The organism is Pseudomonas sp. DCA-1, assembly GCF_046523955.1.
In the GTDB taxonomy this organism is placed as follows: Bacteria; Pseudomonadota; Gammaproteobacteria; order Pseudomonadales; family Pseudomonadaceae; genus Aquipseudomonas; species Aquipseudomonas putida_Y.
Map to the genome: position 1 here is coordinate 3136633 of NZ_CP169881.1, position 19253 is coordinate 3155885.

A 19253-nucleotide genomic window follows, 5' to 3' on the forward strand; every position below is an offset into this window, starting at 1 on the left:
TCAATACCATGCGATACTCTCCCGAAGCTCTGGTCGCCTTTACCGAAGCCGCATCACTCGGTTCGTTTTCTGCGGCGGCGCGCAAGCTGCGCAAAAGCCAGTCCACCGTCAGCATCGCCATTGCCAATTTCGAGGCCGATATCGGCTGCCCGCTGTTTGATCGCAGTGGCCGCCACCCCACGCTGAATGAAGCGGGTAGGCAGGTGCGGAGCCATGTAGAGGCGATTCTCGATGCCAGCGCCCAGCTCGATGCGCTGGCAGTGCGACTGGCGCAAAATGTCGAGGCGCTGGTATCTGTGGTGATGTCGGACAGCTACAGCGTAACGTTCCAAGGGGCGGTGATGACTCGTTTCGCCCAGCACTACCCCCATACCGAGCTACGCTGCGGCCCGGCGGAGGACGCTGATGTGATCGAGATGATCCAGCAGGGCCTGGCCCATGTCGGCATCCTTGCCACACAGCCCGGCTACCCCGCCGACGTGGCCGTGGCGCGCTTGCCGGAGCAGGCAGAGTTCGGCGTATATGTCGCCAGCGAGCATCCGCTGGCAAGCCTGCCGCAAGTAAAGGCACAGCATCTGGAGAACGCACGACAGCTGTATATCAAGACCTATGCCCCCAGCCTGCACCATGGCCGTGGCCAAGCGTGGTCGGCACCGGATTACCTTACCCTGCTGGAGTTCGCCGTGCGCGGGTTTGGCTGGGCCGAACTGCCCAGGGCCTGGTAAGACGGTTTGGCCACGAGCTGGTGGAGTTGCAGATAGCGGGTTACCCCCGGCGGGTGGATATGGATGTGGCCTGGTCGAGCCGACGTGCCTTGGGGCCGGCCGGGCAATGGCTGGTGCGACAGATGTTGGGGCAATAGTTGTGTTGCCCGCCCGAACTTGAAGTGCGCCCAGACACAACAACCGGTACACCCAGCGACAAGCCTTCCTTCCGCCCCGTACCGAGCACGCCGCATTGCTTCGATGCCCGTCAGGGCCTGGGGCGCATCGTCGTCGAGCAGTTAGACCTGTACCTAGGTGACCCCGATCTGCTTCCTCGGAACCGTCGATAGTCACTATCGAGCAGGGCAATTTCTACCGAACGCTGTGGCCGCATAACCTAGCTCCATCCCCTCGCTGCCTACTAGATTGCCCTGGAGCTAACCGATGAATGCCCTGGCCCGCCAGCTTGCCGCCGTCCTTGTCGTTTTCGCCATCACCGTGATCAGCGGCTGTGCCAGCCACCCTGAGCTGCGCCCGTACACCGCTGAAGAAACTCGCCAGTTGCAACTGGAAGCCTTACAGCGCCGCGGCCTGTCGCTGGACAATTACGAGCAGCAACGGCGGGTAATCCTGCGTGCCGGCAAGCTGCCTGTGGTGACCGAGACCACCGACGCTGAACCTTCGACCAAAGGCTGAACGGGCTAGCCGGCGGTTCCCTCCCTCCACTTGCGCAGGTATCCTCTACCGCTCAACCGCAAGCCTTCCAGGACGGAGACCATGATCAGGCCCCTTCTGTTGCTGAGTGCTGCGCTGCTTTTCAGCTCCGTATCGCTAGCCCAGCAGATGAAACGCCAACTGGGCGATTTCGACTTTACACTCGGTACCACTCCCTCGCGCAGCATGGCGCAAGGGCTTATCTCACCCAGCGCCGTCGGCGCATTCCATGGTGGGCTCGACCTTAGCCACCCCAATGGCTGGTACCTGGGCCAGTACGCCCCCAGCATGGGCGTCACCCACAACTCGACCCTGCGCCTGGACAGTTACCTGGGCTACAAGCACCATTTCGACAGCAGCCTGGGCTACGAGGTAGGGTTGATCCATTACAGTCAGCCAAATATCGCAGGCCCCGACAGCTACGCCCTGTATGGGGGTGTTTCGGTGCTGGGCAGCCGCTTCGGCGGGGCGCTGCGCGACAACCCCGACAACCGCACCGGCACGCTGTTCGCCGACTTCGGCCATCTGCCGATGTTCGACGTCGACTTCACCGTCAAGCTCGCCCACCACCGCCTGGGCACACCGTTCACCATTGGTGATGGTAGCCAGGTGAATGCCTTTTCCGATTGGTCACTGGAATTGTCGCGGCCTTGGCTGGGCATCGACCTGAACCTGATCTACAGCAACTCCAGCCTGAGTGGCGACGGCTGCGATGCGTACTCAGGTATCAACACCTATTGCGACAGCGTGGTCACCCTCAAGGCCCAGCGCAACTTTTTTTAACGGCGCGACGCCAGCGCCAGGGCAATGCCGCCCAACACCACCACACAGGCGATCAACAAGCGCAACGACACCGGCTCGCCGATCAGGACAACCCCGCCCAGTGCGGCAATCACCGGCACGCTGAGCTGCAGGGTCGCCGCCTGTTGCGCACTGACCTGCCTGACCACGCCATACCACACGGCGTAGCCGGCGCCTGAGGCCAGCACACCCGAAGCCAATGCATACGCCAAGCCAAGCGGCGTGAGGTGCGGGCCGGCGCCCAGCAACAGCATCGGTAGCAGCAGCACCATGCAATGCAGGCTGCGGGCAAAATTGCCGGCAGTGTCGGCCAGCGGCCTGGGCGAGCCTTTGCCCAGTAGCGTATACACCCCCCAGGCCACCCCGGACAGAGCCATCAGCAAGGCACTGGCCAACGAAGGTGCCGAAGCACCGGGCAACAGCAGCACCAGCAGGCCGGCAAAGGCGATCAGCATGCCCAGAAGCATGCGTACCGTGATGTGTTCGCCCCGGTACCAGGCAAAGCCGAACATGGTGATTTGTACAGCACCGAACAGCAACAACGCCCCCACCCCAGCCCCCAGTTGCAGGTACGCCGCAGAAAACAGGAACGCGTACAGAAACAGCGCCAGGCCGCCCCACCAATTGCCGCCCATGGTGTGGACCGGCTTGCGCAGGCGAATCAGCAACAGCAGAAAAAACGCACCACTGGCCAGGCGTACCATAGTGAAAGATACCGGGTCGATGGCCCCGTCTTTCAGCGCCAGCCGGCAGAACACCGAGTTGGCAGCAAATGCCACCAGGCTGAACAGCGCAGGCCAAAGCCAGGCTCTGGTCTTGCGGTCAGTAAGCGTGCTCGTGCCAGTGCTCATGGTGTGGTCACCTCTGAGTGGGATTGTTGTTATAGCAGCAGTGCCGATGGTGCCTGCATCGATATACAACAGAGTAATTCCCTGGCGCCACCACTGATTTGACTGCACTACACCGCAGCGACTGCCTCGATTTCCACCAGCATGCCGTCCAGCGCCAGCCGTGGCACCGGTATCAACGTGCAGGTCGGTTTCATGCGCGTTCCCCAGGCCCTGTCGGCCTCGGCCACCCATTGGCCCAGGCGCGCTTCGGAGTGCTCGACAATCAGCAGGGTCAGCTTGAACACCTGGGCCAGGCTGGCACCTTTCGACGCCAGGGCCAGTTCCAGGTTAGCCAGTGCCTGGCGAGCCTGTTCGGCGAACACAGGTGACAACCGGCCATTGCTCTCCTCCCCACCCTGGCCGGCGATGAACAGTAGACGGCTGTCAGCGCGCACTTCGGCGACATGGGAGTAGGCGTTGCCACTGGGGTCGTAAAGGCCTTCAGGGTTGCTTAGCTGGAATGCGTTTGATGGGGTCACGACAAGCCCTCGCTCGGTTGGAAGAGCGCCGGAGTATCGGACCTTAAGCTAACTCGAGGTCAAGCACGAAGTAGGACATTTCGTACAAAACACCGTCATGTCAGAACCACGCGTGTGTTTGCGCGGAGGCTGTAAGACCGTAGGCTCTGTACGAAAAGCCTTGAGACGCAGGTCAGGCAAGGCGAAAACAGCCGAGGAACGGCCGGGGTTGCGCCCGACTGTACTGGAGTACATGAGCATTCCGAGGCTGTTTTCAACGCAGCATCAACAAGTATCAAGGCTTTCCGTACAGAGCCTAGATTGCAAAGCCCGGCATGGAGGCCTTTAACCAACAAGGAAAAACCGATGAGCAAATTTGATTTTCAGCTGGCCTATACCATCAAGCCGCACAACGCTCCACGCGATGAAACCGATGCGGCACAGGCACGTCTGCACCTGCGGGAAAAGCTCGGCCTGGACACCGTTGAGCACATTGAAACCACGTTGCTTGGCATGATCACGCTCAATGGCACCAGCCTCGCTGACCGCAAGCGTGAAGCTGAAAAGCTGGTCCGCGACTACATCCATGACGCGCTCAAGGAATTGCGCGTACTGTCCACCGTGAAGTTCTACGGCTGCCTGATGGTGGACGGGCTGGGCCCTGCCATACGTTTCGACATCCTGCCTAAATAAACTTCGAAGGCCTCAGGCGCCCCCGCGCCTGAGGCCGCAAACCTCATTTCTCCTGCAGCACCGCCCTGCCCTTCACCGCCCGCGGCCCGCGCCAGGCCCAGAACAGCAAACCGGGGAATGGTGCGTAGACCACGAAGACGATCCACAGCATCTTGCGCTCGGCGCGCCGTTCACTGCCGATGATGTGCCAGATGGCCCAGATCTCCAGCAGAATGACCAGGGCCGCAATGATGATCCAGATTGTACCGATTTCCATGAGCGCTCTCCCAATGGCATGTAATGGGTTGGGTTGCTGCAAGCGCTGAGGGTTCAGATTGATTTGACTCGCCACACCTCTTTGCAGGCGCGGCGATAGGGCCTCATTGCCGTGGTGCGTTCTCCAGTGCAGCCTTCAACGCCGCTGCATCGGTAAACGCCCGCTGGCTGACCAGCACGCCCTGCTGCAGTTGCAACCACTGCACCTGGCCATCCTGTCCGGGGTAACGGCTGGCCACTCGCCCTTCTCGGTCGAGCAGCACCCGGTAGCTGTATTCGCGCATGGCCGGGACAGCAAACAGTTTGCTGATCAGTGCAGGCATGCGCTGGATGTCGGCCACAAATACGGCGCTACGTGCTTCCAGGTAGCCCTTGGGCTCCTCGGCCAGTGCCGCCTTGACCAGCTTGGCACCGTCCATATCGCGTGCCACCAGCAGAATCTGCGTGTCGGCATCCAGGCTGTAGGCCTGGTCGTACTGGTCGAGCAGTGTGAACGGGGCGAGCTTGTCGCCCTGCTCCAGGGCGTTGGCCAGCAACGGCAACAGGCTGAGCAACACTACAGCGGCATATTTCATCAGGGGCATCCTCAATGACGGGAATGTCAGCATAGCGACAAAGCACCAGGACAGGCAGGTTGCCTGAACACGACCTGTAATACGACACCGCCACCAGGGAGATTGTCTTTCCCCCGGGCACCGTCCACACTCTGCGGGCCAGCCAGGAAGCGGAGTCCAGAGTGCCCACGCCACGCCAGTTCAGCAAAAAAACCAGCACCAGCAACATGCTACGGCTGAAAACAAGCAGCGCCAATATCCAGGCGCCCTATCGGGTCGACTTTATCCTGCTCGAACACTTCTCGATGGCCAGTTTCACCGTGGCCATGGACGTGCTGGTCACGGCAAACCTGCTGCGTGCCGACAGCTTCCAGTTCACTCCGCTGTCGCTGGACGGCGACCGGGTGCTCAGCGACCTGGGGCTGGAACTGGTAGCCACCGAGCTGTCCGCCGCGGCGCTGAAGGAGCTGGACCTGTTGGTGGTCTGTGGCGGCTTGCGCACACCACTGAAGTACCCGGAACTCGATCGCCTGCTGGACGATTGCGCGGCCCACGGCATGGCCTTGGGCGGCTTGTGGAACGGCGCCTGGTTCCTTGGCCGCGCCGGGGTACTGGACGACTACGGTTGCAGCATCCACCCCGAGCAACGCGCCAGCCTGTCCGAGCGCAGCCCGCAAACCCGCATCACCCCGGCCAGCTTTACCCTCGACCGTGACCGCCTCAGCGCCGCCAGCCCCAATGGCGCCATGGAGCTGATGCTGGGCCTGGTGCGCCGGCTGTATGGTGATGGCCTGGCCGAAGGGGTCGAGGAAATCCTGTCATTTTCCGGTGCGCGCTACCGCCAGGTGGGTCCTGGGGCGAAGAAGTCCATGAGCCTGCACCTGCGCACCATTGTCGAGCTGATGGAAAACAACCTGGAGGAAACCCTCAGCCTCGACCAGTTGGCCGCCTACAGCGGGCGCTCGCGCCGGCAGATCGACCGCCTGTTCCAGGCCCAGCTGGGCACGTCGCCACGGCGCTATTACATGGAGCTGCGCATCACCAAGAGCCGCCGGCTGCTGCAGTATTCCGACCTGTCGGTGATGGAAGTGGCAGTGGCCTGCGGGTTTGTCTCGGTGTCGCACTTCAGCAAATGCTATGCGGCGTATTTTGGCTACCCGCCGTCGCGCGAGCAACGGCTGGGCGAGTGACCGAGGCTCTTTGAGTCAGCCCAGGCGCTCGAGCAATCTCAGGTACGAGGTTCGAGCTGGATATACCGCAACACCGCATCACAGATCATGGCTTTGTGGCGCAGCTTTACCTGCTCATCAGACAGGTCGATCTGGAAGATCTCGCCAAAGGTATGGCGGTTCGACACCCGGTAGAAGCAGAACGAGCTCATCAGCATGTGCAGGTCGATGACCTCGATGCCGGCGCGGAACACGCCTTCCTGCACGCCGCGACGCAGGGTGTTGCCCAAGGCCTCCAACACCAGGCTGCTCATTTCGCGAATGGCCGGTGACTGCTTGACGTACTCGCCATAGTGGATGTTTTCGGTGCAGATGATGCGCACGAAATCGACGTTGCGGTCGTGGTGATCGAAGGTGAACTCCACCAGCCGACGAATCGCCTGCTCAGCCGGCAACGACTCCAGGTCCAGGCTCTGCTCGGTCTTGCGGATATCCCCGTACAACTTCACCAGGCACTCGCAATACAGCTGCTCTTTGCTGCCGAAGTAGTAGTAGATCATGCGCTTGGAAGTGGCGGTGCGTTCGGCAATGGCGTCGACGCGGGCGCCGGCCAGCCCTTGCTGAACGAACTCGTTGATGGCGGCCTGGAGGATGTCCTCGCGTGTTTTCTCAGGGTTGTTCTTGCGCGTTTTGCGCACCCCTTCGGTTTCAGGCTGGCCGAGGCCGACTACGGAATCACTCATACCCACTCACAGGCTGTTTATTGGAATGCCGGGATTATCCGTTAGCGCGACCATGCAGGGAAGCACGCTGTTGGTCGGGTAGCCATGATGCCTTGGGCTCGAGCAGCGCGGTCAGCCTGCGGGCACTGATCATCAGCCAGGCGCACAGTCAGTTACGCTGGGCAGTCGCGGGCGCCGGCGCGGGCGTCAGGCGCAGCACGCGGTTACGCCCACCTTCAGCGAGCAGATAACCCCCGATACCATCGGCGATGATCGCCTGGGGAGCCTTGAGGAAAGTCAGCACCGTTTGCTGGCTACCATCGGCATCGATGCGCAGCAGGCGCGCACGGTGTGTGTTGTCCTCGCTGATCCATAGGCCACGTTGATCACAATACAAGAACGTAGGGTTACGCAGACCGTCGATCACCACCGGGTCGCTGCCATCGTCGGACAGGGAGCGGACCCTGCCATTGGCCTTTTCGGTGTACAGCAGGCGGCCGTCGCTGCAGCGGGTCAGGCCTTCGGTTTCGGTCAGGCCGGACCGCAGTACATCCAGCTGACCGCTGCTCCAGTCATAGCGCATCAGGCGACCATTGCCCTTGCGGTCTTCGATGGCATAAAGATAGTTGCCTTCGTTCCAGAGGCCTTGCACGCTCTCGCCGTCGAACAGCCGGGTGACCTGGCCATCGAGGGACAGGCTGACAGGTGCCAGGCCACCTTCCTGGCTGAACACCCAGCCGCCCTGTGCCGCGACCATACCATCGGGCTTGGACAGGTTATCGATCAGCACGACGCGCTCGCCCGTAGCCGTGATCTTGAGGATGCTGCCCCGGCCGTCATCCAGTTCACGGCTGACCAGCAGGCTGCCATCCGCTTGCGGTAACAGCGAGGCGGCTTTGGTTACGCCGCGATGCAACACCTCAACATCCCAGCCGGTAGCGGCCTGGACCGGGTAGAAACTCTGCCACGCGAAGAAGCCCAAGGTGGCCGCGAGCAGCCCGGAGGTGGCAGTCATGGCGATGCGGGCGCTGCGCTTGCGCAGGATGTGCGGCATGAAGGGGCTCCTCGGAATCGTTGCGGATCCTAGCAAGCGAATGTGAAAAAAATGTCGAAAGCTGCACAAACGGGTGCTGCAGGACCCGCCGATCTCAGCCGATGGCGCCTCCAACAACGATAGGCACCCCGCTACTAAAAACAAAAGGATATAAAAATAACTAAAAAATCTAACAAACTGGAATATATAAATTGAAAGCCAAACGCCACCTCCTTAGCCTGGGCAGATCGCCTCTCACCCGATTCAAGGAGCAATGCCCATGCCCAAACATGCCTTCTCCCCACTACGCCGTCTGCTGATCGGCGGTTTACTGGCCAGCGTCGCCAGCGCCCTGCTGCCCTGGTCCGAAGCCATTGCCGACGACGCCAGGACACTGCGCATCGGCTACCAGAAATTCAACAGCATCAACATCCTCAAAGGCAGCGGCGCCCTGGAGAAGGCCCTGGCACCGCAAGGTGTGAAGGTCAGCTGGCATGAGTTCGCCGCCGGCCCCCAGCTACTGGAGGCACTGAGCACCGGCGCCATCGACCTCGGCCACGCAGCCGATGCCCCCTCGGTGTTCGCCCAGGCCGCCGGCAAGCCTGTGGTCTACCTGGCCGCCGAACAACCCTACCCACGCGGCATTGGCCTGGTCGTGCGCGAGCAAGACCACCTGGCCAGTGTGCAGGACCTGAAAGGCAAGCGCGTGGCCACCGGCCGCGGCTGGAATGCCCAATACCTGCTGGCCGTAGCCCTGCAGCAGGCTGGCCTCAGTTACAAGGACATTACCCCCGCCTACGTCAACAATGCCGCCGATGCCGTGGCCGCCCTGCAATCGGGCAGTGTGCAGGCCGTGACCCTTTGGGACCCGTTCCTCGCCGCAGCAGAAAGCCAGCCAGGGTTGAGAAACCTGCGCGACGGCAGCGGCCTGTCCAACAACCGCACCTTCTACCTGTCCACAGCCCGCTATGCCGACGAGCACCGTGCACTGCTGAAAACCTTCTTTGCCGAGCTAGGCAAGGTCAGCCAGTGGGCCAACGCCAAGCCTGCCGAAGTTGCCGCGCTGCTGGCACCGCAGCTGGGGATCAGCACCCAGGTGCTGGAAGTGGCCAGCGAACGGCGCAACTACAACGCCGTCGCTATCACCCCGCAGATCGTTGCCGAACAACAGAAGCTGGCGGACACCTTCCAGGGCCTGGGCCTGATTCCACGCAAGCTACAGGTGGCCGAAGCGGTGTACCCGGCTTCCGTGTTGCCTTGAACGGAGCGCGCTGACCATGCCCCGCCCGATCCGCTTCAACGCCTTCAGCATGAACGCTGCCAGCCACCAGTCCCCTGGACTGTGGCGCCATCCGCGCAACACCAGTATGGCGTTCAACCGCCTGAGCTACTGGACCGACCTGGCCCGCCTGCTCGAACGCGGCCTGTTCGACGCCCTGTTCATCGCCGATGTGCTGGGTATCTACGACGTCTATCAAGGCAGCCCGCAAGCCGCTCTGCGCGGTGGCGTGCAGGTGCCGGTCAATGACCCGCTGCTGCTGGTGCCGGCAATGGCCGGGGTGACCGAGCACTTGGGTTTTGGTGTCACCTTTTCGCTGACCTACGAACACCCCTACCCCTTCGCCCGGCGCATGTCCACGCTCGACCACCTGAGCAATGGCCGGGTCGGCTGGAACATCGTCACCGGGTATCTGGACAGCGCTGCGCGCAACCTCGGCCTGGCGCATCAACTGGGCCACGACCAACGCTACGACCTGGCCGAGGAATACCTGCAGGTGCTGTACAAACTGTGGGAGAAAAGCTGGGACGACGACGCCGTGCTGCTGGAGCGTGAAAGCGGGCGCTATATCGAACCCTCGCGGGTACACCCGATCAACCATGTGGGCGAGCACTTCCAGGTGCCCGGCATGCACCTGTGCCAGCCGTCGCCGCAACGCACCCCGGTGTTGTTCCAGGCCGGTGCGTCGGCACGCGGTCAGCAGTTTGCCGCACGGCATGCCGAATGCGTGTTCATCAGCGGGCCAACGCCGCCGGTGCTGCGCCGCTACGCCGACGGCATCCGCCAGGCCTGCGAAGCGGCCGGGCGTGGCCGTGACGAAGTGCTGATCTACGCCCAGGCGCTGTTGATCGTCGCCCCCACGCGGGAAGAGGCCGAGGCCCGCTTTAACGACTATCGCCGCTATGTTGACCTGGACGCTGCCCTGGCGCTGCTGTCAGGCTGGACCGGTATCGACTTCGCCGGCCTCGACCCCGATGCACCGATCGAGTACGTCGAGAACGATGCTGGCCGTGCCGCCCTCGCAGCCTTTACCGCCGCCGACCCAACTCGCCGCTGGACCGTACGCGAAGCCGCCGAATTCGTTGGCCTGGGCGGCCGCGGCCCCGTGCTGATCGGCACTGTCAGCGAAGTGGCCGACCAGCTGGAAACCTGGCTGGACCATACCGGCATCGACGGTTTCAACCTGACCTACGCCGTGCAACCGGACGACCTGGCCAATGTAGTCGACCTGCTGGTGCCCGAGCTGCAACGGCGTGGCCGCTACCCGCTGAGCTACATCGAGGGTCCCCTGCGCCACAAGCTGTTCGGCCGCGGTAGCCAGCTGCCCGAACGGCACGTTGGGCGTCAGGTCAGTATTCAGCGATCAAATACCGGGTATTCCAACATTTAATTTGTGGATGGCACGCACTCGACCCTATTCTGTGGCCACATCCCCTGCGCCGCACCGGCCGGTGCGGTTCAAGGCATGGGGAGAGAACAACAAGTCGAGATCGTCCATGTCGAACCATTCGTACTTCGCCCCACACGGTGGGCACCCGGCTCAAACCGAGCTGCTGACTGACCGTGCCATGTTCACCGAAGCCTATGCCGTCATCCCTAAAGGCGTGATGCGTGACATCGTCACCAGCCACCTGCCCTTTTGGGACAAGATGCGCATGTGGGTCATCGCCCGCCCGCTGACCGGTTTTGCCGAAACCTTCTCCCAGTACATCGTCGAACTGGCCCCGGAAGGCGGCAGCGAGCGCCCTGAGCTGGACGCTGATGCGGAAGCCGTGGTGTTCATCGTCGAAGGCGAACTGGACATCACCGTCGAAGGCAAGCACCACACCCTGGTACCTGGCGGCTACGCCTTCCTGGCCCCGGGCGCCGAGTGGAGCCTGCGTAACAACAGCAAGTCCAACGTCACCTTCCACTGGCTGCGCAAGCACTACCAGAAGGTTGAAGGCCTGGATGTACCGGAATCCTTCGTCACCCACCGCGACAACGCCACCGTCATCGAAATGCCGGGCACCGAAGGCCGCTGGAAAACCACCCGCTTTGTCGACATGGCCGACATGCGCCACGACATGCACGTGAACATCGTCACCTTCCAGCCAGGCGGTGTGATTCCGTTCGCAGAAACCCACGTGATGGAACACGGCCTGTACGTGCTGGAAGGCAAGGCAGTGTACCGTCTGAACCAGGACTGGGTCGAAGTGGAAGCCGGCGACTTCATGTGGCTGCGCGCCTTCTGCCCGCAAGCCTGCTACGCTGGCGGCCCAGGCAACTTCAGCTACCTGCTGTACAAGGACGTGAACCGTCACGTACACCTGACGCTGAACCCTAAACGCTAAGCCCAGGCTGATGCCCGCAAGCCCGCCAACCTGGCGGGCTTTCTGTTTGCCGCGCATACTGAAACACCCACCCCTGCAGGGTACGGCCATGAACCGCTACCTGCTGATCGTGACCTTGCTGCTGTGCACCTCTGCCCTGGCCACCGATGGCTGGAAACTCGCCTACGACCGCGAAGGCATTCGCGTGTACCTGAAAGACCCAAGCGCCTCGCCCTACCCGCAGTTTCGTGGTGTCAGCACCATGAAAGCCAGCGTGCGCACGCTTACTGACCTGCAGGATAACCTGCGCGTAGCCTGCAAGTGGCTGTACGCCTGTGACCAGCTGCGGCTGCTGGATGTGGAAGGTGATAGCACCTGGGTATACCTGACCACCAACCCACCATGGCCGACGAGGCCGCGAGACATGGTGCTGAAAGTGACCAGCGAACGCCTGGCCGACGGTACCCTGGTGCGCCACCTGAGCGCCGAGCCCGACAGAATCCCCAAGGTTGACGGACTGATCCGGGTACGGCACCTGAGTGGCAAGTGGCGGATGAAGCCGCTGGGTGAGCGGGTGACCGAGGTGACCTACCAGTTGCAGGCCGCCCCTGCCGGGGATGTGCCGAGCTGGCTGGCCAACCGGCTAATGGTGGATATAGCGGTGGTGACGCTGCGTACCTTGCGAGCGGTGGCTGAGCGCCAACCTTGAGTATGCTGGTCGCCGCCATCCGCCGGGCTTCGCTCTGGAAGATCACGCCGTACCACGGTACGTACTACAGACAATAAAAAACGCGGGATGTGCGCAAGGATCGAGACCTTGAATCAGGTCCGGCGAACAGGGAGCGTAACGGGTGTGGGAGCGGGCTTGCCCGCGATGCAGGCTGCGCGATGGAAGGCAAAGGGCTTCACCTGTATTCACCGGACAACCTCACAATGATCGTGCTGGCTTTGAGTGCTGTGCAAGAGCATCTTCCACAGATCATCAGATCCCACCGCCCGCCAGCAACTGCGCCATCACCTCAGCCAACGCCTTGACCATCACATCCGCGGTCGGCCGGTGCACGATGACGATCTCATAACTGTCGACCTCCGGCAGCCCTTGCCCGGCCCCCAACACCCTGTGCTCGCCGGTGGCCGCCCTTGGCGGCAGCAGGCTGATACCCATGCCATCGGCGACCGCGGCCTGGATGCCACTGAGGCTGGAACTGGTAAAGCTGATGCGCCAGCGCCGGCCCATGCCTTCGATGGCGTTGATCATGTCCTCGCGATACAGGCCACGTGGCGGAAAGGTGACCAACGGGATCGGGTCCAACTCGAAGGCAGGCGTGCGCGCGCTGTCGATCCACTGCAGACGCTCTGGCCAACAGGCCACGCCCTCACGGCTGTTGCGTCGTTGCTTGAGCAGCACCAGGTCAAGCTCGCCATTGTCGTAGGCCTGGCTCAGGTCGCGGCACAAGCCGCTGGTCACTTCGAGCTTCACCTGTGGGTGCAGCCGGCTGAATGCCGACAGCGCATTGGTGGTACGCCCGCCAACGAAGTCCTCGGGCACGCCAAGCCGTACCGTGGTGCCTACCATCGCCCCGGCCAGGGCTTCAAGCATCTGATCGTTCAGGGCAAGCATGTGTCGGGCATAGCCGAGCAAGGTCTGCCCGGCGTCGGTCGGCAGCACATCACGGTTGCCCCGCACCAACAGGCGGTGGCCGACCATGTCTTCCAGGCGGCGTACCTTCTGGCTGATCGTCGACTGGGTCGAATGCAAACGCGCGGCAGCGGTAGTGAAGCTGCCGCAGTCGGCTACTACGACAATAGCGCGCAGCAGATCGAGGTCGAACAAGGCTCTATTCGATTTCACGCTGATGGACATCTGGATATTCAACTAATGAATGGCAAGTCTGCGTTCTATCACGGCTAGTCACCGAGGGCCACTCCTTCCCGCCGAGGATCGGCACCGCCTGACCAACCCTCGCCGCTGCGCTGGATGATCTGCATGCCGCTGGTCATGGTCATCGGCGTCACCTCATGGCCCCAGGCTGCCAACTGGCGGATCAGCGCCGGGCTGCTCAGCCCTGCTTCCACTTCGGTGCCGGCATTGCGACTGCCGAAGTTGGGCAGGCCAGCGGCCTGTTGCGGGTCGAGCTGCCAATCCAGCAGGCCGACCAGTGCCTTGTTCACGTAACCGATGATCTGCGAACCACCCGGCGAACCTAGGCTCGCGACAAACTCGCCCGTGGCACGCGAGAACACCAATGTCGGCGCCATGGCCGACAGCGGCCGTTTGCCCGGCTGCACCCGATTGGCCACAGGCTTGCCGTGCTCGTGGGGGATGAACGAGAAGTCGGTCAGCTGATTGTTGAGCAGGAAGCCCTTGACCATCAGGTGCGAGCCAAATGCGGCCTCCACCGAGGTGGTCATGGCCAGGGCCTGGCCGCTGTCATCCACCGCACTGAGGTGAGAGGTGGAGATACGCAGAGGCGAGCGGTCGGGCGCAAGTACCAGGTCCGCTCCTTGCGGGTGGCCCGGACGGGCGCGCTTTATGCTGTGCTCGCCGATCAGCGCCGCGCGGCTGGCCAGATAAGCAGAATCGGTCAGGGCCTTGACCGGGACGGGCACGTAGTCGCTGTCGGCCAGGTACTGAGCGCGGTCGGCGTAGGCCAGGCGCTCGGCCTCGGCGATCAGGTGCACGGCCAAGGGCGGGGCTTCCAGGCGGGCCGGGGACGAGGTGGCCAGCGGGTGCAGCGCTGCCAGGTCGCGTTGCGGCGCGGTGCGCTGCACGGCTTCGAGCAGGCCCAAGGTTTGCAGGACGGTCACCCCACCCGATGAGGGCGGTGGCATGCCGCAGATCTGCCAGGCCTTGTAGGGACCGCACAACGGCTCGCGCTCCTTGGCCTGGTACCGCTGCAAGTCCTGCAACGACAGATACCCGGCATTGGCGTGGCTACGCACCTTGGCGACGATGGCTTCGGCAATTTCACCGCTGTAGAACACCTCGGGCCCCTGGGCGGCGATCTGCTCGAAGGTATGAGCCAACTCAGGGTTGCGCAGGATCGTTCCCACTGCCAGCGGCTTGCCCTGTTCATCGAGGAAGTAACGGGCCATGGCGGGTGAGCGTGCAATGTAGGGATCCCCGGCCAGTAGGGTGTGCAGGCGCTCGGAAACCGCGAAGCCGTTGCGTGCCAGGGCGATGGCCGGGGTGAACAGGGCGTGCCAGGGCAACTTGCCATGCTGATCGTGGGCCTTTTTCAGGGCGCGCAGCACCCCGGGCACGCCCACCGAACGCCCTCCGATCTGCGCCACCCGGAACGGCATGGGTGTGCCATCGGCTTGCAGGAACAGTTTTTCCGTCACCGCCGCAGGTGCTGCCTCACGCCCGTCGAATGCCTGCACGCGCTTGCCATCCCAGTACAGGATGAACGCCCCGCCACCGATCCCACTGGACTGCGGCTCGACCAGTGTCAGCACCATTTGCATGGCGATGGCGGCGTCAATCGCACTGCCGCCGGCACGCAGCATCGCCCGCCCCGCTTCACTGGCCAGCGGGTTGGCTGCGGCGACCATGTGCCGGCTGGCGTGCACCGGCTGCAAACCGCTACGGTAGCCAGAGGCCAGTTCCGGTGGTGCGGGCAATACCTGGTCGGCCCCGGCCCAGTCACTGGCAGCCAGCAGGCACAGAACGCAGATCAGCGGGGTGGGATATTTCATCGTCAAGCGTCCTGCCTTCACCTATTCAGCGAAGTACTGTCGGTCATAGGCAGTCTCGACTTCAAGCCTTGGTGCAATTACCGGCAAGCCATTCGCTGACCAATACAGCCTTTGCTCTCTGCGTGAGTGCCAGGTTTGCGCAATGACAGATCAGGTCACTTCTTCGAACGGCAGCCCCACATAGTTCTCGGCAATGTTCACCAGCCCCGCCGGCGAGCTCAGGAAGTACTCGCGGTCAGCTTCCTGCATCTTCTGGTCCCAGGCGTCCTTGTGGCTACCGAAGTCATGCAGCAGTTGGGTCATGAACCAGCTGAAGCGCTCGCCCTTCCACACGCGGCGCAGTGCCAGCGGCGAGTATTGCGCCAGCAGGTCGACGCGCCCTTCGTGGTACACCTTGACCAGAATACGGTACAGGTAGTTGACGTCCGAGGCCGCCAGGTTAAGGCCTTTGGCACCGGTAGGGGGGACGATGTGCGCAGCGTCACCCACCAGGAACAGGTGACCATACTGCATGGGTTCGACCACCAGGCTGCGCAGCGGCGCAATACTTTTTTCCAGGGCTGGGCCGGTAACCAGGTCAGCCGCCACGTCGGCGGGCAAACGGGCTTTAAGTTCGTCCCAGAAACGCTCGTCAGACCATTCCTCAACCCGGTCCTGCAAAGGTACCTGCAGGTAGTAGCGGCTGCGCGTTTGCGAGCGTTGGCTACACAACGCAAAACCGCGCTCATGGTGGGCGTAGATCAGCTCGTGATTGACCGGTGGCGTGTCCGACAGCAGGCCCAACCAGCCAAACGGGTAAACCCGCTCATACTGTTTCAGCACGCCCTCCGGGATGCTCTGCCGCGAGATGCCGTGGAAGCCGTCGCAGCCGGCGATATAGTCGCAGTCAACCCGCTGCACCCGGCCATCCTTTTCGAACGTCAGGTAGGGCTTCTGGCCTTTCAGTTCATGCGGCTGGACATTGCTGGCGGAATAAATGATCGGCGCACCACTGGCTTCACGGGCCTGCATCAGGTCACGGGTGACTTCGGTCTGGCCGTACACCATCACCGTCTTGCCCCCGGTCAGGGCCTTGAGATCCAGACGTTGACGGCGCCCGCCAACCAGCAGTTCGACACCCTCGTGCACCAGGCCTTCACGGTCCATCCGCTCGGCCACGCCGGCCTCACGCAGCAGGTCGACCGTACCTTGCTCCAGCACCCCGGCACGAATGCGGCCCAGTACATATTCTGGGGTCTGGCGTTCGACGATGACGTTATCGATACCGGCCTTGTGCAGCAGCTGGCCCAGCAGCAGGCCAGACGGACCTGCACCAATAATTGCAACCTGAGTTTTCATTGTTGTTGTCTCTGTTCGGACGATACCGGCCCGGAACTGGCAGCGGGGCGGCATCTGCTGTTAGGGTTTGCCATTGCATTTTTAATGGCAAAAAATGCCGCTTAAGTGTGCTATTCCATAAAAAAACTGCACTTTTACGAAAAGCGTTCGATTAACGGACAGGTCAGCCCAGATGAAATCCACCCTCCCCGGCGTCCCGTTGTTCAAGCTGTACGGCGAAAATCAGGCCTGGCCCGGCACCGACCTGCTGCACTGCGAATCAATCCCGGCGCGCAGCCGCCTGCATCACTGGGAGATCAAGCCGCACCAGCATGCCGAGCTGTTCCAGCTGCTGTATGTACAGCGTGGCCAGGCTCAGGTGGAGATCGAGGGGGTGCGCAGTGCCATCGGCGAAGCGGCGATCCAGGTAGTGCCGCCGATGACCGTGCATGGTTTTCGCTTCAGCGCCGATATCCAGGGCTATGTCCTGACCTTTGGTACTGCCCTTGTAGCGAACCTGGAACAGCGCCTGGGCGCGCCACTGACGGTGCTGGCACAACCTGCGTGTTACCCGCTGGGCCATGACCGCGTGCACCTGCGCAGCCTGGTCGACACCTTGCAGCAGGAGTACCAGGGCAATGCCCCGGCTCGCGCAGCGATGCTCGAAGCGTTGGTGACCGCGCTGATGGTGTGGATCAGCCGCCGCCAGCAGCAAGGGCTGGCGCCGCGCAACCGCGATGAACGTGACCGGCTGTTGCTGGGGCAGTACTTGCGCCTGGTCGAAGCGCATTACCGCGAGCATCTATCGGTTGAAGATTATGCCGCGCGGCTGAATGTTCCGAGCTTGCAGCTGAACCAGCTGTGCCGGACGCTGAGTGGCCAGACTGCGTTGCAGGTGGTGCACCAGCGGTTGTTGCTGGAGGCGCGACGCAACCTGATCTACACGCGGATGAGCATCGGGCAGTTGTCGGACAGCCTGGGGTTTACCGACCCGACCTACTTCGCCCGGTGGTTCAAGCGCTTGAGTGGGCAGACGCCCAATGGGTATCGCAGATCGGGGCTGTCTGAATAATCCATGCAGGCCTCTTCTTGACGTATACGTCAACCTGCCCTCAGGATATCCGCATACCCTACGTCGAGCCCGAGCATGAGCACTCAGACCTACAGCATCTCCGACCTGTCCCGCGAGCTGGACATCACCACCCGCGCAATACGCTTCTATGAAGAACAGGGACTGCTCAGCCCTGAGCGTCGTGGCCTGGAACGTATCTACTCACCGCGCGACAAGGTCAGCCTGAAGCTCATCCTGCGCGGCAAGCGCATCGGCTTTTCCCTGGCCGAGTGCCGTGAGCTGATCGAACTGTACGACCCCACCAGCGGCAACCTCAAGCAGCTCAACAGCATGCTGGCGAAAATCGCCGAGCGCCGTGCCCAGCTGGAGCAGCAGATGCTGGACATTCACCAGATGCAACTGGAACTGGACACCGCCCAGGAGCGCTGCGAACAAGCCCTGGCCGCCACCCTGAACAACAAAGACAACCGCTGAACGCCACAGGAAACCCGCCATGTCCTTGCCCAAACACGTCCGCCTGGTCGAAGTCGGCCCCCGCGACGGCCTGCAGAACGAAGCCCAGCCCATCAGCGTCGCCGACAAGGTACGCCTGGTCAACGACCTCACCGAAGCGGGCCTGGCCTATATAGAAGTGGGCAGTTTCGTGTCCCCCAAGTGGGTGCCACAAATGGCCGGCTCTGCCGAGGTTTTCGCCGGCATCCAGCAGCGCCCCGGTGTGACGTATGCCGCACTGGCGCCGAACCTGCGTGGTTTCGAGGACGCCCTGGCTGCCGGGGTGAAGGAAGTGGCGGTCTTCGCTGCCGCCTCCGAAGCGTTTTCGCAGCGCAACATCAATTGCTCGATCAGCGAAAGCCTCAAGCGTTTCGAACCCATCATGGACGCTGCGCGCAGCCACGGCGTGCGCGTGCGCGGGTATGTGTCTTGCGTGCTGGGCTGCCCTTATGAGGGCAAGGTCAGCGCCGAGCAGGTGGCCCCGGTGGCCCGCGCCCTGCACGACATGGGCTGCTATGAGGTCTCGCTGGGTGACACCATCGGCACCGGAACCGCAGGCGACACCCGGCGCCTGTTCGAGGTGGTGTCGGCCCAGGTACCGCGCGAGCAGCTGGCCGGACACTTCCATGACACTTACGGCCAGGCCCTGGCCAACGTCTATGCCAGCCTGCTTGAAGGCATCAGCGTGTTCGACAGCTCGGTAGCCGGGCTGGGCGGCTGCCCTTACGCCAAGGGTGCTACCGGCAATATCGCCAGTGAAGACGTCGTGTACCTGCTGCAAGGGCTTGGCATTGAAACCGGCATCGACCTGGGCCGGCTGATAGCCGCCGGCCAGCGCATCAGCAGCGTGCTGGGCCGCGAAAACGGGTCGCGGGTAGCACGGGCCTGCAGCGCTCAATAGGTCACACGGGTGTCACATTGGTGTGGGTGAAGTGTTACCTCCCGCACATTTCACAGCAAAAAATCGGGTAACAGGGAAACAAATCGGCAGAATTTCAGGCTGGGCGGTGTCGACAAAAATTCTTAACTCATTGATTTTAAAGGGTTTTCAAAAGTTGGCACGCACCCTGCTATATCTCTGGTACAACA

General features: G+C 62.4%; 20 protein-coding genes and 1 pseudogene. 12 read left to right on the plus strand and 9 right to left on the minus strand.

The genetic code is table 11. The features are described 5' to 3' along the window. Positions 1-8 precede the first annotated feature (8 nt). The 3 genes and pseudogenes from ACE4QZ_RS14825 (at position 9) to ACE4QZ_RS14835 (ending at position 2201) form a co-directional block, all read left to right on the plus strand. Positions 9-862: pseudogene (locus ACE4QZ_RS14825) on the plus strand (LysR family transcriptional regulator). 286 nt (positions 863-1148) lie between these two features. Then, positions 1149-1400: a hypothetical protein gene (locus ACE4QZ_RS14830; protein ID WP_021785629.1), complete on the plus strand. Its 252-nt coding sequence runs from the start codon at positions 1149-1151 to the stop codon at positions 1398-1400. An 81-nt stretch (positions 1401-1481) separates the two neighbouring features. Further along, positions 1482-2201: a TorF family putative porin gene (locus ACE4QZ_RS14835; RefSeq protein ID WP_021785630.1), complete on the plus strand. Its 720-nt coding sequence runs from the start codon at positions 1482-1484 to the stop codon at positions 2199-2201. On the opposite strand, the gene ACE4QZ_RS14840 is transcribed toward ACE4QZ_RS14835, so the two are convergent. Continuing rightward, complete coding sequence (locus tag ACE4QZ_RS14840) at positions 2198-3070, minus strand: DMT family transporter (RefSeq protein WP_021785631.1); 873 nt, start codon at positions 3068-3070, stop codon at positions 2198-2200. The genes ACE4QZ_RS14835 and ACE4QZ_RS14840 overlap by 4 nt on opposite strands. Positions 3071-3177: 107 nt before the next feature. Then, positions 3178-3588 (minus strand): RidA family protein, encoded by a 411-nt coding sequence (locus ACE4QZ_RS14845; RefSeq protein WP_021785632.1) that lies wholly within the window; start codon positions 3586-3588, stop codon positions 3178-3180. A 345-nt stretch (positions 3589-3933) separates the two neighbouring features. Between ACE4QZ_RS14845 and ACE4QZ_RS14850 the strand changes: the two genes are divergently transcribed. After that, positions 3934-4260 carry a hypothetical protein gene (locus tag ACE4QZ_RS14850; protein WP_021785633.1) on the plus strand — a complete coding sequence of 109 codons (327 nt, stop codon included), beginning with the start codon at positions 3934-3936 and terminating at the stop codon, positions 4258-4260. Between the two features lie 43 nt (positions 4261-4303). On the opposite strand, the gene ACE4QZ_RS14855 is transcribed toward ACE4QZ_RS14850, so the two are convergent. Further along, positions 4304-4516, minus strand: a complete 213-nt coding sequence (locus ACE4QZ_RS14855; protein ID WP_003247877.1) for a PLDc N-terminal domain-containing protein — start codon at positions 4514-4516, stop codon at positions 4304-4306. A 103-nt stretch (positions 4517-4619) separates the two neighbouring features. After that, on the minus strand, positions 4620-5090 hold the full coding sequence (locus tag ACE4QZ_RS14860) for a hypothetical protein (RefSeq protein WP_021785634.1): 471 nt from the start codon (positions 5088-5090) through the stop codon (positions 4620-4622). A gap of 161 nt (positions 5091-5251) precedes the next feature. On the opposite strand from ACE4QZ_RS14860, the gene ACE4QZ_RS14865 reads away from it, so the two are divergent. Then, on the plus strand, positions 5252-6259 hold the full coding sequence (locus ACE4QZ_RS14865) for a GlxA family transcriptional regulator (RefSeq protein ID WP_021785635.1): 1008 nt from the start codon (positions 5252-5254) through the stop codon (positions 6257-6259). Between the two features lie 38 nt (positions 6260-6297). On the opposite strand, the gene ACE4QZ_RS14870 is transcribed toward ACE4QZ_RS14865, so the two are convergent. Together ACE4QZ_RS14870 and ACE4QZ_RS14875 are read right to left on the minus strand one after the other, a co-directional pair. Further along, positions 6298-6981 carry a TetR/AcrR family transcriptional regulator gene (locus ACE4QZ_RS14870; protein ID WP_003247872.1) on the minus strand — a complete coding sequence of 228 codons (684 nt, stop codon included), beginning with the start codon at positions 6979-6981 and terminating at the stop codon, positions 6298-6300. Between the two features lie 148 nt (positions 6982-7129). Further along, on the minus strand, positions 7130-8014 hold the full coding sequence (locus ACE4QZ_RS14875; RefSeq protein ID WP_021785636.1) for a hypothetical protein: 885 nt from the start codon (positions 8012-8014) through the stop codon (positions 7130-7132). 259 nt (positions 8015-8273) lie between these two features. On the opposite strand from ACE4QZ_RS14875, the gene ACE4QZ_RS14880 reads away from it, so the two are divergent. The 4 genes from ACE4QZ_RS14880 (at position 8274) to ACE4QZ_RS14895 (ending at position 12293) form a co-directional block, all read left to right on the plus strand. After that, a complete protein-coding gene (locus tag ACE4QZ_RS14880; protein WP_021785637.1) occupies positions 8274-9254 on the plus strand; it encodes an aliphatic sulfonate ABC transporter substrate-binding protein in 981 nt (326 codons plus the stop codon). Positions 9255-9270: 16 nt separating this feature from the next. Continuing rightward, complete coding sequence (locus ACE4QZ_RS14885) at positions 9271-10662, plus strand: LLM class flavin-dependent oxidoreductase (RefSeq protein WP_021785638.1); 1392 nt, start codon at positions 9271-9273, stop codon at positions 10660-10662. 106 nt (positions 10663-10768) lie between these two features. Continuing rightward, positions 10769-11605, plus strand: coding sequence for a bifunctional allantoicase/(S)-ureidoglycine aminohydrolase (locus tag ACE4QZ_RS14890; protein ID WP_003247865.1), 837 nt, complete (start codon positions 10769-10771; stop codon positions 11603-11605). Positions 11606-11693: 88 nt separating this feature from the next. Beyond that, entirely contained in the window at positions 11694-12293 is a 600-nt protein-coding gene (locus ACE4QZ_RS14895) for an START domain-containing protein (protein WP_021785639.1), read from the plus strand. Between the two features lie 273 nt (positions 12294-12566). Here the strand turns inward: ACE4QZ_RS14895 and ACE4QZ_RS14900 are convergent, their stop codons facing one another. The 3 genes from ACE4QZ_RS14900 to pobA form a co-directional block, all read right to left on the minus strand. Next, entirely contained in the window at positions 12567-13448 is an 882-nt protein-coding gene (locus ACE4QZ_RS14900) for a LysR substrate-binding domain-containing protein (RefSeq protein ID WP_021785640.1), read from the minus strand. Between the two features lie 44 nt (positions 13449-13492). Next, positions 13493-15283 (minus strand): gamma-glutamyltransferase, encoded by a 1791-nt coding sequence (gene ggt, locus ACE4QZ_RS14905; protein WP_021785641.1) that lies wholly within the window; start codon positions 15281-15283, stop codon positions 13493-13495. Between the two features lie 150 nt (positions 15284-15433). Then, positions 15434-16621, minus strand: coding sequence for a 4-hydroxybenzoate 3-monooxygenase (gene pobA, locus ACE4QZ_RS14910; protein WP_021785642.1), 1188 nt, complete (start codon positions 16619-16621; stop codon positions 15434-15436). Positions 16622-16793: 172 nt separating this feature from the next. On the opposite strand from pobA, the gene ACE4QZ_RS14915 reads away from it, so the two are divergent. From ACE4QZ_RS14915 to ACE4QZ_RS14925, 3 genes are all read left to right on the plus strand, one after another. Continuing rightward, entirely contained in the window at positions 16794-17672 is an 879-nt protein-coding gene (locus tag ACE4QZ_RS14915; RefSeq protein WP_021785643.1) for a helix-turn-helix domain-containing protein, read from the plus strand. Positions 17673-17747: 75 nt separating this feature from the next. Beyond that, a complete protein-coding gene (locus ACE4QZ_RS14920) occupies positions 17748-18146 on the plus strand; it encodes a MerR family transcriptional regulator (RefSeq protein ID WP_003247847.1) in 399 nt (132 codons plus the stop codon). Positions 18147-18165: 19 nt separating this feature from the next. After that, positions 18166-19065 (plus strand): hydroxymethylglutaryl-CoA lyase, encoded by a 900-nt coding sequence (locus tag ACE4QZ_RS14925; protein ID WP_021785644.1) that lies wholly within the window; start codon positions 18166-18168, stop codon positions 19063-19065. The last annotated feature ends 188 nt before the right edge of the window (positions 19066-19253 follow it).

Excerpts from the sequence above, each read along its gene's own strand:
- ACE4QZ_RS14830 (WP_021785629.1), top strand. The coding sequence starts at position 1,149 with ATGAATGCCCTGGCCCGCCAGCTTGCCGCCGTCCTTGTCGTTTTCGCC.
- ACE4QZ_RS14835 (WP_021785630.1), top strand. The coding sequence starts at position 1,482 with ATGATCAGGCCCCTTCTGTTGCTGAGTGCTGCGCTGCTTTTCAGCTCC.
- ACE4QZ_RS14840 (WP_021785631.1), bottom strand. The coding sequence starts at position 3,070 with ATGAGCACTGGCACGAGCACGCTTACTGACCGCAAGACCAGAGCCTGG.
- ACE4QZ_RS14850 (WP_021785633.1), top strand. The coding sequence starts at position 3,934 with ATGAGCAAATTTGATTTTCAGCTGGCCTATACCATCAAGCCGCACAAC.
- ACE4QZ_RS14855 (WP_003247877.1), bottom strand. The coding sequence starts at position 4,516 with ATGGAAATCGGTACAATCTGGATCATCATTGCGGCCCTGGTCATTCTG.
- ACE4QZ_RS14860 (WP_021785634.1), bottom strand. The coding sequence starts at position 5,090 with ATGAAATATGCCGCTGTAGTGTTGCTCAGCCTGTTGCCGTTGCTGGCC.
- ACE4QZ_RS14870 (WP_003247872.1), bottom strand. The coding sequence starts at position 6,981 with ATGAGTGATTCCGTAGTCGGCCTCGGCCAGCCTGAAACCGAAGGGGTG.
- ACE4QZ_RS14875 (WP_021785636.1), bottom strand. The coding sequence starts at position 8,014 with ATGCCGCACATCCTGCGCAAGCGCAGCGCCCGCATCGCCATGACTGCC.
- ACE4QZ_RS14880 (WP_021785637.1), top strand. The coding sequence starts at position 8,274 with ATGCCCAAACATGCCTTCTCCCCACTACGCCGTCTGCTGATCGGCGGT.
- ACE4QZ_RS14885 (WP_021785638.1), top strand. The coding sequence starts at position 9,271 with ATGCCCCGCCCGATCCGCTTCAACGCCTTCAGCATGAACGCTGCCAGC.
- ACE4QZ_RS14890 (WP_003247865.1), top strand. The coding sequence starts at position 10,769 with ATGTCGAACCATTCGTACTTCGCCCCACACGGTGGGCACCCGGCTCAA.
- ACE4QZ_RS14895 (WP_021785639.1), top strand. The coding sequence starts at position 11,694 with ATGAACCGCTACCTGCTGATCGTGACCTTGCTGCTGTGCACCTCTGCC.
- ACE4QZ_RS14900 (WP_021785640.1), bottom strand. The coding sequence starts at position 13,448 with ATGTCCATCAGCGTGAAATCGAATAGAGCCTTGTTCGACCTCGATCTG.
- ggt (WP_021785641.1), bottom strand. The coding sequence starts at position 15,283 with ATGAAATATCCCACCCCGCTGATCTGCGTTCTGTGCCTGCTGGCTGCC.
- pobA (WP_021785642.1), bottom strand. The coding sequence starts at position 16,621 with ATGAAAACTCAGGTTGCAATTATTGGTGCAGGTCCGTCTGGCCTGCTG.
- ACE4QZ_RS14915 (WP_021785643.1), top strand. The coding sequence starts at position 16,794 with ATGAAATCCACCCTCCCCGGCGTCCCGTTGTTCAAGCTGTACGGCGAA.
- ACE4QZ_RS14920 (WP_003247847.1), top strand. The coding sequence starts at position 17,748 with ATGAGCACTCAGACCTACAGCATCTCCGACCTGTCCCGCGAGCTGGAC.
- ACE4QZ_RS14925 (WP_021785644.1), top strand. The coding sequence starts at position 18,166 with ATGTCCTTGCCCAAACACGTCCGCCTGGTCGAAGTCGGCCCCCGCGAC.